The following is a 13,009-nucleotide window of genomic DNA, read 5'->3' on the forward strand; positions in this document are numbered from 1 at the left end:
GAAGTAGTAACACCGCCTGATTCCCGTTCATAGATTAGTTTGTGCTTATCCTGTTCACTCTCAGGTTATCATAGTAAATATAGCCGTCTGTACCTGACTGCCAGTAGGTTTGACTACCGCCTCGGAAGGTATGAAAGGTAAGTCCTCTGATCAGGCGCTTACTATCATTGGTGGTCCAGCGGATGGGCTGATCCAGTACAACCGTGTTGTCAATCACATACTGAATGTGCCCGTTGGTATTGCTACCCGTGTTACTTTTCACATACAGGTGAACATGGTAGGTCTGCCCTTTGTTGAGACTGCCTGAAGAAGGATAGGATTTACCAAAGGTTTCTCCATACTGACCTGACTGATCCTTAAAATACACATATGGCTGGAAGAATACTCTGCCGGCATCTGTCTGATACCACATCAGACGGGCAGTACCACCATTGCCATCCCAGCCGGGATCACCACCGGTATTCCCATCACCGATGGAGAAGCCGAAGCCCAGTTTTCCGCCTCTGCTCCAGTCAAACTGGCTATGGAATCTGACATCATAGTCTACCTCATAGGCAGTACCGTCAGAGATGTCGATGTTGGCGACTACGCCGCCAGCGCCGGATAAGGCATTCTTTAAGAGGGTGATACGGAGGTTTCCGTTGGAGATCATAGCCCGGCTGTCTACCCAGCCGGTTACATTACCAAAATCTGTAGCGCCATTATTGGCGGAGTAGGTAACGCCATGGGCATAATTATCCCAGTTGACGTTCCAGCTATTCAGAATAACGTTGCCCACTGCCTGGGCTTCCAGGCTACTGCCTGCGGCAAGACGTTCTTCCTGAATAACACTTTCTTTTGCACATGCAGACAGCAATACGCTAATGGAGAGGGCTGCGGCCCTGGTTACTTTGACAAGGTTTTGTCTGTTCATTGTAGAATCGGTTTTTTAAGAGGGAGTGAAAAAAGATAACGGGCTTTCTACTAATCAGTTAGAAGATTAGCATACTTAAACAATCGATTGCATCTATACTGAAGCAGTTAACGTGGATCCGGACTGTAGGTCTTGACAGGTGTCGGATGAAGGAGCAACTGGTACCATCTGAAAATAAAAAAAGTGGCAGCCTCCTTTTCGGGAGACTGCCACCTGGCATAACAGCCAATAATATGGATTAGCGTGAGGTGGTATTATTTACCACAAACTTCTGCTTATGAATGATCTGGTTATTATCAGTCACCGTAAGAATATATACGCCATCAGGCAGGGAGGAGATGTCGAGTTGGTTATAGTTGCCTCTGATACGCTGAGAGAGTCGTTTTACACCACCGATATTGTATATATCCACCGCATATACCTGGGCAGCATCCGGCAGGGACAGGTTTAATGTCTGACTGGCAGGGTTAGGCCATATATTCAGCACAGCAGCCTTCTTTTCTGCTACTGCCGCTACCGTACGCGCTAACAGCGGCTGCGGATAGGTAAATGGAAAATCTATCTGGGCCTGTCTGAACTGCATTTCCAGCTCTTTATCCCAGCCAAACGCAGTATCTGCCTGCTGTTCCAGGCTGAATTGTACAGCGCCGCTCCAGAAGTGAACAAACTCACCAAGGTTAAGGTCGCGGGTATAGCCACCGTTATGTTGCGGGAAGTATTCTGATAACAGCTGGAAATAACGGTTCAGTGCAGCACTGGAATCTCCTTTTTCATAGATAGGCATGAACCAGTCACGGAACCAGTAAGTATCGTGTCTTGGGAAACCTTCCGATTTCACAATGAAGTCATTATAAGCCTGTTGCGCATCAGCTTCCCAGCCGAGGCGTTTCATCACATCATAAATGAAGATTTCACACCACTTGCTATCACCCCAGATAGGGAACGATGGCGAGTGATGTACACCTTTACCACCACCTTCTACAATGTGACCTACTTCATGAATAGAGGCATGCAGGTTCCATCCTTCCCTTGCAGCCCAGCTGCCACCGAGGTCGCCTGCATTTGTGAAATCGTGATCACTGTCAAATACAGTAGCAGGGTGGCCGCCTGAGTAACCAGGTTTACCATGGAATACCATGTTCAGCTTAGGATCGCTGAAAGAGCCATAGTTCTGTTTTACATATTCCCATACCTGTGTAAAATCCTGGTTCATCCAGCTGATAGAAGGGTCTACCGCAGCATCAAAATAGATGTTCACACTGCTATTTGAGTAATTCAGCGACAGTGATTCAACATGATTGTGCCAGTGTTCCTGCCAAGGTACTCTTGGAGCGGCAGTCAGCGTTGTATTGCTACCGGTTACCCAGGCAGATGCGCCATTGGCATTCTCTGCTCTGAGGCGGTAGTAATACCTGGTTAACGGAGAAAGGTTCAATGAATAGAAATGAGTCGTATTAGGAGCCAGTTCAAAGGAAGTATTCCAGTTCAGCGTATCAGTTGTTCGTTCCAGGCGGTAGTTTGTTTCTGTAGATGTATTATCCTGCCAATCAAGCTGTATCTGGTTGCCCGATACCGCCTGTGTGGTAAAGCCTGTAGGCGCAGCAGGAATACCGTTATTTATCACCCCATTACCGGTACCGGTTATTTCCAGTTCGGCCAGTTGTGTGATACCTGCACCATTATTCGCAGTAATATTTAACCTGTAATACTGATAAGATGTAGTATTTGGAAATACGTAAGTACGTTTCTTAAAACGGGTCGTGAATAACTGGTTAGTCTGTACCTGAAGATTTACCCAGTTAGTACTATCGTTGGAGCCCTGGAATGCCCAGTCTTTCGGGTCTCTGTCAGCAGCATCATTTGCAGCAGTGATGCTATACTGTGTAGCTACAGCGCCACCTGGGAAGGACGCGCCAATAGCAGTTACCGGGTTCCAGGCAAGGTATTTACTATAGATATTATTGTCTGTTACTTTTGCAAGACCTTCGGCTCCGGTAGTATTGTAAGGGTCATTGAACCTCGCATTCTGATAGTTGGTAAGGTCGAAGCCACCAGGAGCAGCGCCGGTTTTGATAGCAGCAGAGGTATCAGCAATGGAGAAACCAGCTGCATTCACTGCACGTACGCGGTATACCAGACTAGTAGCAGCACTCAACGCAGTATCGGTAAAGCTGGTAACATTAGCGCCCACCGTACCACGGGAAATGAAGGTGATAGCATCCAGTGAGCTTTCGATACGGTAGTTTGTCTCATTGGTTGCATTATCAGACCAGGAGACGCTGGCTTTATAGCCTGGCAATACCGTTACCGAAACATTGGTAGGCCGGGAAGGCGTTGCAGGGAAAGAACCGGTTAATTTCCACTCTGAGAACTGAATAGCGTTTGCACCGTTGTTAGCAGTAATATTCAGCCGGTAAAAGAGATAGGAGGTTGTGTTGGTGAAGGAATAGGTTTTTGTCAGGAAGCGTGTAGCAAATGTCTGGTTAGTCTGTACGTCCAGGCTGGTCCAGGTCTTGCCATCATTAGAACCTTGCAGGTTCCAGCTTTTAGGGTCTCTGGTTGCGAAGTCGTTCGCAGAAGTAAGGGAGTACTGGTTAACAACCGCAGATCTGGTAGCTTCAAACTGTATCCAGAGAGATGTTCTGTCTTTGTAGTACTTGGTACTAGTGTTGTTGTCAATCAGTTTAGGGAAGTTTTCAGCAGCATCAGCATTTGCATACTGAGCAGTCAGCAGACCCGCTGTCGATGTGATATCAGTCTGCGCTAGTGCCGGTATGGTACCGCATAGCAATGCTGTATACAAAGATAGCTTTGTAAAATTACGCATAGTAATTGCTCATTTAAGGTTTATGAATAAGAGATACCTGAGTTTTTAGGCATCATAGATCATAGGTTGACATATTGTTTTTCAAAGTGGGTGTGCTTTTTTGGTTGATGTGTAATGAATCGCTCACGAAACGGGTAACACAAAGGCGATATACGATTCTACTAATATCGTATTTAGACAGCTGCAAAGCTGTCAACAGATCTCAAACGGAATGTTAACAAATATTAAACCTGGCAGGCTACAGGCGGATGCCGAAAACGTCTTTCAGGGCTTTCTTTGCCGCGTGGTATCCGCACATTCCATGTATACCGCCACCAGGAGGTGTGGAAGAGGAACATACATAAATACCTTTTGCTGGAGTAGTATAGGGCGACCAGCGCATAGCAGGACGTGTGTACAACTGTGTAATATCGAGAATACCTCCGTTAATATCTCCGCCGATATAATTAGGGTTATAGGCTTCTACATCCGCCGTATTCATCACATGCCGGTCTATGATCAGATCTTTGAATCCGGGAGCAAAACGTTCTACCTGGTTTTCTATTGCCGCCGTCATATCTTTTGTAGAACCGTTGGGCACGTGGCAATATCCCCAGGCTGTATGTTTACCCTCAGGGGCGCGTGTTGAGTCAAATATGCTATGCTGTACAAAAAGAGTATAGGGATTATCAGGATGATGGCCGTTAGCAGTATGTTGCTCATTCGCAGCTATCTCTTCAATGGTATTACCGAGGTGAATAGTTCCGGCTTCTCTGCATCCGGCCGCTGTAAAAGGCACAGGTCCATCCAGTGCCCAGTCTACTTTGAATACGCCCATACCATAGCGGTAGCGTTGTAGCTGCCATTTATAGAAGGAAGTAAACCGCTCTCCGGCTATCTGTAATAATTGTTTGGGCGTCACGTCTAATAGTACTGCTTTGGAGTCGGGCAGTTCTTTTAGGCTCTTTATGTATGTACCTGTTACAATATGCCCGCCAAGAGATTTGAAATAAGCGGCTAATGCTTCTGCAAGTCCTTTTGCACCACCTTTTGGTGCAGGCCATCCGCCGGCATGGCTATTCAGGATCAGCACTAAACCTATAGCTGCCGTAGCAATATTGGTTAGTGGCTGAATAGCATGAGCGGCGACTCCGCCAAACAGCCCTCTGGCTTCTTTGGTATGGAAGCGTTTAGCCAGTTGCATGGCAGAAGGCAGCGCTTTTAAGCCGAATTTGGCCATTGTAAGCGGATGCTTTGGTATTTGCAGAGGACCAAGTATATCTTCCGTCAGCCCTTTAAAATCGTCCAGTAAGGGCTTAAAAAGCGATTCATAGGCCTTCCGGTCGCTGCCTAGTAACGCAGCAGTCTTTTCCAGTGATGGATATAGTACAGCCGCCGTACCATCATCAAATGGGTGAGCTGCATCAGCCACGGGGTATACGTAAGATAGTCCAAACTGTTCCAATGGCAGCTGACTATAGAAAGGAGAGGTTACTGCCATCGGGTGGATAGCAGAGCAGATATCATGCATAAATCCCGGCCTGGTTAGTTCTTTAGACCGCAAGCCGCCACCAATTTCATCACGCCCTTCTATTAACAGAACTGACAACCCCTGTTGCTGCATAGCAATGGCTGCTGCCAGACCATTAGGACCAGAACCGATGACGATTGAATCATAAGATGAATTCATGCAAAGAAATTAGGATTTAGGAATGAGGGTTGTAACAGGATCTACAATTTACCAAAATACATGTTTTAACGTAAACTATATAAAGATCCTGGTTTAAAATTCCACTGCCACAAGCTGGATACTGTAGACATATGATGGTCCCTGATTCCTGGTCTCTTGTCAGTATTGACCTGCAGACAGTTTACCTGGAGATAGCAGGTACTCTTTTTCTACCTTATCCAGGACGACGTAGATAGAGTCTTTGTTTTCGTTAAGACCTGAAAGGATGATACGTCCGGGAGAAGGTCTGTCATAATGTAATACGTATGGCGGATCTTTCTTCAGGCTGGTATTCGGACGATCAGTTGCATTACGACGCTGCCGTTCCCTTCCCTGGTTAGCAGGATTTCTGTTTTTATCCCGTAGAGAGAGTTCCTGTCTGACAGTATCTGCTTCGTAGTAGAAGAATCTACGTCCACCGGCTACACCAGCCAGTTCAAAGTTCCGGTCTACATCATTTTTAGGCGAGCCGCCGCCATTACTGAGATCCAGCCATACAGGCTTATTAACCTGATAAGTAATAGTAGACCACTTCTCAAATGTCACATTCTGCCAACGTACGGTATCAAGCGGAGAATAAGGAATGACCTGGTTGTTCAGTCTGAACTCGGTAACATTGTAGTATCCCTTAGTATCTGCAATACCTTTGTGTACAGGTTGCTTATATGGATCATAGAGATAGTTCCACATCTGCAGATAGAACAGGATGACTACAAATAAGAGGATAGCGCTGGTTTTAAGACCATATCGTACATATCGCTGCCATTTCTCCTTAAAGGAAGGGTAGTAATGTACAGGCACCGTATACTTTTCTAATACCAGCAACCGGTATATTTTCGGGATATCATATGCCAGTATAAACAACCCCAGTAATACGAAGTAGGCGCTGTATACATGTACACCGCCATCGTAAGCAAAGTTCACAAAGGTGATATTAGCCAGTGCGCCCGCCAGCAATACAGCACCAATAGCAGCCGTACCCCGGAAGAACAATAATACGCCAGCAGCTACTTCTACAACACCTGCAAATACCTGGTACCAGGGCACAATACCTATAGACAGCCAGTATATCTTCTGCGCAGTGAAGTCACCGAAGTTGGTGTGCAGGTTCGAGATAGACGGATAAGGCATCTGAACCGGAAAGAGCTTGGTATATCCGAAACCAATGATACCAATACCAGCACGATATCTTACAATAACACGCAACCAGTAATACAGGATGTTATACTCCTTACGGCGATCTATCAGGCTCCATATTACAGCGCCTGCAACAGCAATACCAAGGGCAGCCAACCAGCTGGCATAACTGGCAATACCCCATCGTCCGCTTTCAGAGGTTATGTTCCAGAGATTAGGCTGGAAGCGGGCAATATCATATACATCCCTGTACTTCAGGTGTACCCAGTCCATGGTGAACAGGTGCGTGTACCAATTCCAGCTGGTAGGAATGCTCATAATCACAAAGAAGATAAAGGCTATACGGAAGGCCACTCGCTGGTAAACAGGCCAGGGCCTTACAGGCGAGGCCGTATGTTGCTGCGCGCTAACAGGAGGTGCGGATGGCTTGACAATAGTGGAATGAAGTATCTCTGCCATAAGGTTAATTTTAAAGTTGAAGCGGTTTACGCCGACCAATTATCAGCGGATATTTCTTATCAATTTTATCGAGCACTACATACAAAGTGTCGTGTCTTTCATTACTGCCTGAAAGGATAATACGATTACTGTCAGGCCGTGTATATTGTAATACCAGCTTTTCCTGCTGATGGTACTTATTCTTATTATACATGACGAGCAGCTGCCTGGAGGTATCAATATTATAGCTGTAGTAATGCCTGCTCACAGATCCTGCTAGCTCGTAGTTCCTGTCTGGATCATTGGTAAAGATCTCTTCGGTATTAGCCAGATCCGGATGTACGTAGCGGTTTGCACGTATACTGATAGTCGCCCATGTTTCAAATACTACATCTTTCCAGCGTACACTATCTGTCAGTGAGTAAGGCAGCTCCTGGTTGTTGATGCGGAATGTGGTTACGTTATAGATGCCGGCAGCCTCTTTTAGACCAGGTGTATGCGGATATTGATACCCTAGTTGCCGGTAGCTGGCATAGGTCTTATATCCATACAACCCGAAAAAGAAGAATATGAATAATGCTTTGACTGCCAGCTTTGCTGCACGGTGCCATGGATGTGGGAGATAGGGGCGTATATTACCAGGCGCTGTAGGGCGCTCAAGCGTCAGCAGGTTGATAATCCGGAGTATATCATAAGACAGCAGGAACAGGGCGAGTATTACAAGATAGAAGCTATAGACATATTCACCGCCTTCGTATGCCAGATTAGACATAAACACATTACCTGTAAATGTAATAATGATACCAGCACCGATAGTTGCAGTTCTTCTGCTTAGCAGCAACAAACCGGCAATAGTTTCTACCAACCCCAGGAATGTTTCCATAGAAGGTACAACACCTGTACTCATGGCAAAGATTTTCCAGGCAGAAAGGTCGCCGTAATGCGTGTTCAGCTGACTGATAGAAGGGTAGGGTAATTGCTGAGGAAAGAGTTTCAAAAGGCCATAGGCAATTACCCCTATAGCCAACCGGTATCTGACAATAGCGCGCAGCCAGTAATAGAGTTGATTGTATTCCTTACGCTGTCTGTCAAGATATGTCCATACCAGCGTGCCTGTTAAAGCAATAAACGCCGCTATACCCCAGTCAGTAAAACTACCAAATGCCCCCTCACCAGGTATAAAACGCGGCGTATACCGTGTCAGGTAGAAGATGTCTCTGAAGCTCAGTTCCGTCCATTGAATGTGCAGTAAGTCTGTATAGTATCGGATATCCAATGGTACACACTGGATAACAAAATAGATGAAGAAAAAGCGGAAAAGCACCTTCCAGGATGCTTTCCACGTTTGCGGAGGTAATAAATTGGCCGGATGTGTCATACCTGCAGGGTTTATAATAGAAGATAGATTAGTATTTAATAACCAGGATTAGGTTCCAGTGCATCATCTGCACTTAGCTCAATAGCCGGAATGGGCATTACATATCTTTTCTCGTCTGTCAGACCAAGTACAGCAGCCGCTCTTTTAGTTCTGACCAGATCGTACCAGCGATGTGGTTCAAAGGCAAATTCCAGTCTGCGTTCATGCTCTATGGCCAGTAGTATTTCGTTAGCCGAAACTGCTGTACTACCTGTAAGTCCAGCCCTGTCTCTGACAGCATCCAGATCCTGTAGAGCGCCTTCAAGATTACCTTGGTGGGCACGTGCCTCAGCACGGATCAGGTATTGTTCTGCAATGCGGAGTATATAAGCTGGGTCCGTTGCCGGACTGCGATAATAGAAGTTGCCGTACCATAGTCCCTGATTGGTGATAGCGACAGCACTACTACGGTTACCGCCAATTAAAGGATTATTGATCAGTGCAATGAATGCGTCATTAGGTGCCCACTGGCGGGTACCGTTATTGGCCGGCGGCTGCCAGTAACCACGATGAGCGTTGGTATTGTTAGCACTGTAAGCAATCTCCAGTATGGATTCTTCTGTAGCTACAACGTTGTTGGCAAAGAATGCGCTATAGGGCTTTATAAGGCGATACCGGCTGTCTGTTATCAGCCTGGACGCTGAGGCCTCCGCTTGTGTCCAATTGCCCTGATAGAGGTAAAAACGGGCTAATAACGCCCATACTGTTTTACGGGTAGCCCGGTAACGGTTTGTTGTTTCGGGTAACAGCGGTTCTGCTGTTTGCAGGTCTTTCAGTACCTGCGCGTATGTCTGTTCAAGTGTACTGCGTTGTAGGCCTTTGGTATCGCTGATGTTGGTAGCAGCTTTTACCACTAATTGTACACCGCCCCAGGTGCGGGCAAGATCAAAGTAAGCCAGCGCGCGTATGAAGTAAGCCTCACCAAGAAGTGCATTTTTCTCATCAGCACTCAGCGTAGCATCGTTCACCGCAGGTAATTTATCAATTACCTGGTTAGCCCTGTTAATAGTAGCGTATATACCTGACCATACAGTGGCCACATTGGCATTATCACCTTTCACAGCATGTGAGATAAACTGTTGAATTACAGACTGAGAGCCTGTCCATTGGATATTGTCGCCTGAAAGGTATCCAATGGTCTGGAACAATGCACCGTAATAATCATCATCACCCAGCTGTCTGTAGATTCCCCGTACGGCGGTTTGTGCAGAAGCTTTGTCATTAATTGTTGTTTCATCTGACACAGCATCTTTAGGCGCTACGTCGAGGAAGTCGCTGCACGATGTCAGCAAATATACTATTGGTAATATGCGGATAAACAATTTCATAGCTCTTGATTATTAGATCATAATTCCTGATTCACATTCCGGCTGCTCGGTTGAATGCTTCATTGCAGGTACTTGGCTCTTGAACTTTTTAGCGTTTACAATGTGACATTCAGTCCAAACTGTAACATTCTTGACTGTGGTGGCGTACCCAGATCAATACCTTGTACCGTCTGTGATGCAGTCACATTTGCTTCCGGATCTGGCCCTGTATATTTGGTCAGCAGCCATAGATTATTCCCTGCGAAGTATATCCGTAATGCATCTATATTCCAACGGCTGGTAAGGGCTTTAGGTAACGTATACCCTACAGTCAGCGCCTGAAGGCGCAGGAATGATCCATTTTCGATAAAGCGGCTGTTTTGTTCAAGCGTGTAGTTGTTGCCTGCTTTGGTTAACCGTGGTACATCTGTCAGATCACCTTCCTTTTGCCAGCGCTTGAGCTGACTTGCGAATAATATTCTGTTAGCATCACGTGTACCACCACCTTCTCCGAAGAATCTGTTCAGGTTTAATACCTTATTGCCGTATTGAAAATTGAACTGCACCGATGCATCAAATGATTTCCATGAAAAGCTGTTGTTTATACCACCAAAGAACTTGGGCAACGCATTACCTACTATCTGTCTGTCAGCTACTGTGATACTACCATCTCCATTGACGTCTTCAAATATGGCATTACCCGTCTTCGGATCTACTGAGAGCTGCTTATACATCCAGAAAGAGTACATAGCATACCCCTGTTGCATCCTGATCCAGTCCCGGTTGTATTGCGTGATTGGTACAGGTAGTTTCTCGACGCGGTTCCTGTTTCCGGAAATACTGAAAGAAGTGTTCCAGGTAAAATTGCTACGTTTGATGTTTTCTGACCGGACAGCGACTTCATAGCCTTTATTACTGATTTCTCCGGCATTGGAGTAGTAAGTGCTATAACCGGTATTGGAAGGTACAGGCAGCTGTAACAGTACGTCAGAGGTTTTCTTTGAATAGACGTTCACTTCTAATGTTAAGCGACCATCCAGGAAGACAGCATCCAGCCCTATATTAGCCTGTTTTGTCTTCTCCCAGCGCAGGTCCGGATTAGATAACTGGAGAGGTGCTGTAGCTGGTTTATCTCCACCGGTTTCACTATCAGGATAACCGCTGGCTCCTGTCCACAGACCACGTGCGGCAAAATCATTGATACCGCTCTGGTTACCTGTTATACCATAGCTTGCTCTGAGTTTCAGGTCACTGAATAGTCGTACATCTTTCAGGAACTGCTCTTCTTTTAACCTCCATGCAGCGCCGACAGCAGGAAAGTACCCCCAACGGTGGTTACTACCGAAACGGGAGGAGCCGTCTGCCCGGAAGCTGACTTCGAGGTAGTACTTGCTGTTATAGTTATAGTCAAGACGGGAAAAGAAGGATGCTAATGTAGCCTGCGTCCAGGTTTGTCCGGAGGTACGGTTGGAGGCAGAGGAAATATCCTCATAAGAGTTATTCGGGAAACCCGTACCCTGTGCAAAAGTTCGCTTCAGGGTATTTTGTTGTATAGTATTACCAGCAACAGCGCCTAATGTATGTCCCTGTCCCAGCTGCTTGCGATAAGACAAGGTTTGTTCATTAATCCAGGTGCTGTTTTGTGTTATGGACGATGTGGCCAGTCCGTAGGTAGGCGCAGCTCCCAACTGAGTTTTATCATTCCAGTATTCTGACTCATCATAGTTGTTATAGTCGGCACTCCAGCTGGTACGAAACTTCAGATCAGGCAGTATTTCAGCTTCAGCATACAGATTACCTATATAACGCAGGCTGACAGTATTGACATCGTAGTTGTCCAGTAACACCTGCAGGTTGTCAAAACCGGCCCAGCGTGCAGGAGTACCATCGGGATTAGTTTCTGGCAGATAAGTAGGCGTGTGCAAAGCCGATTGCAGTAATCCTCCCTGCGGACCATCACCTGCACGCGCCTGATTCCTGTAAGAACGGGTGATACCATTACTTACGCCTACCTGTACGCGGTCGCTGATCCTGTGGTCTATGTTTAGTTTAAGACTAGCTCTTTCAAAGAAGACCGGGCGGATATTTGCCTCCTGTTTGGTATAGCCAGCGCCTATATAGAACTTAGTTTTATCAGAACCGCCATTCAATGACAGGTCATAGTTGGATAACTGGCCGGTACGGAATAGCTTACCCAGCCTGTCGTATGTTTGTTGTTCTTCAGGCAGGCCGCGTCCACCTTCACTTACCGGCCGGAAAGGCCTGTTAGCAAATGTCTGATTAGACGCAGGATTGTCTATACCAGTATTGATCCAGTATTCATTGATCAAAGCGGCATGTTCAGCACCAGTGGTCAGGTCCCACAGTTCAGGCGCTGTTGCAATACCATGGGAGGCATTAACATTTACCTTTGTTTTCTGGCTGTAATTACCTCGTTTAGTAGTTACGATTACCACACCATTTGCACCACGTGAACCGTAGATAGCCGTGGCACTAGCATCCTTCAATACCTCTATACTGGCAATATCGCCTGGATTAATATCAGCAATAGGAGAAGTAGCACGGCCACCAGTACTAACTGACTGAAGACTGGTATTATTTACAAATACGCCATCAACAACATACAGCGGATCATTTCCTGCATTGATGGAAGTTGTACCACGTACCCGTACAAATACTCCATCACCAGGTACACCAGTATTTGAGTTGATCTGCAAACCGGCAGCCTTGCCTTGTAGTTGGGCATCAAAGCCAGCTACGGGAATATTCTTTGTTTCTGAAGTATTGATAGTTGATACAGAGCTGGTGAGGTTACGACGTTCCTGTATACCATAACCTACCACAACTACTTCACTAAGTTTCTTATCATCTGTTTCCAGTTGTACACGCAGCTGAGAAGTACTACTGATTTTCACTTCCTGTGATTTGTATCCGAGATAAGTAAAAATGAGTATTGCATCTGGGGGAGCACTTAATTCAAAGGAGCCGTCAATACGGGTAAGGGCACCACGTTTAGAGCCTTTCACAACCACACTTACACCTGGCAATTGCTGGCCATTGCTATCAGTAACTTTTCCTTTGACAGGGATATCTGCGGGGAATCTGTCTGTAAAAGCAGGTAGGGGAGGGGAGGTAGTAATTGACGCATGCACACCCGGACTACCAAGTACAGCGGGTATCAGCAGGAAGCCGGCATTTCTTGCAAGTCTGCGCATAACAGGGTATTGAGCTTGATCAAAGATTGACATAATGCTGATTGGTT

Annotated in this window: 7 protein-coding genes; all 7 read right to left on the reverse strand. The window is 46.2% G+C overall.

The features are described from left to right. Positions 1–34: 34 nt before the first annotated feature. A complete protein-coding gene (locus K1Y79_RS15305) occupies positions 35–913 on the reverse strand; it encodes a polysaccharide lyase (protein ID WP_220251044.1) in 879 nt (292 codons plus the stop codon). A 238-nt stretch (positions 914–1,151) separates the two neighbouring features. Continuing rightward, positions 1,152–3,740 (reverse strand): T9SS type A sorting domain-containing protein, encoded by a 2,589-nt coding sequence (locus K1Y79_RS15310; RefSeq protein ID WP_220251045.1) that lies wholly within the window; start codon positions 3,738–3,740, stop codon positions 1,152–1,154. A 238-nt stretch (positions 3,741–3,978) separates the two neighbouring features. After that, positions 3,979–5,409, reverse strand: a complete 1,431-nt coding sequence (locus K1Y79_RS15315; RefSeq protein ID WP_220251046.1) for a phytoene desaturase family protein — start codon at positions 5,407–5,409, stop codon at positions 3,979–3,981. A gap of 159 nt (positions 5,410–5,568) precedes the next feature. Beyond that, the gene (locus K1Y79_RS15320) at positions 5,569–7,044 is read right to left on the reverse strand and encodes a hypothetical protein (protein ID WP_220251047.1); all 1,476 of its coding nucleotides are present in this window, start codon (positions 7,042–7,044) and stop codon (positions 5,569–5,571) included. Between the two features lie 10 nt (positions 7,045–7,054). Next, a complete protein-coding gene (locus K1Y79_RS15325) occupies positions 7,055–8,401 on the reverse strand; it encodes a DoxX family protein (protein ID WP_220251048.1) in 1,347 nt (448 codons plus the stop codon). Positions 8,402–8,436: 35 nt separating this feature from the next. After that, positions 8,437–9,768, reverse strand: a complete 1,332-nt coding sequence (locus K1Y79_RS15330; protein WP_220251049.1) for a RagB/SusD family nutrient uptake outer membrane protein — start codon at positions 9,766–9,768, stop codon at positions 8,437–8,439. 95 nt (positions 9,769–9,863) lie between these two features. Then, complete coding sequence (locus K1Y79_RS15335) at positions 9,864–12,962, reverse strand: SusC/RagA family TonB-linked outer membrane protein (protein WP_236059652.1); 3,099 nt, start codon at positions 12,960–12,962, stop codon at positions 9,864–9,866. Positions 12,963–13,009 lie beyond the last annotated feature (47 nt).

It is taken from the genome of Chitinophaga rhizophila, from assembly GCF_019492185.1.
GTDB lineage: Bacteria > Bacteroidota > Bacteroidia > Chitinophagales > Chitinophagaceae > Chitinophaga > Chitinophaga rhizophila.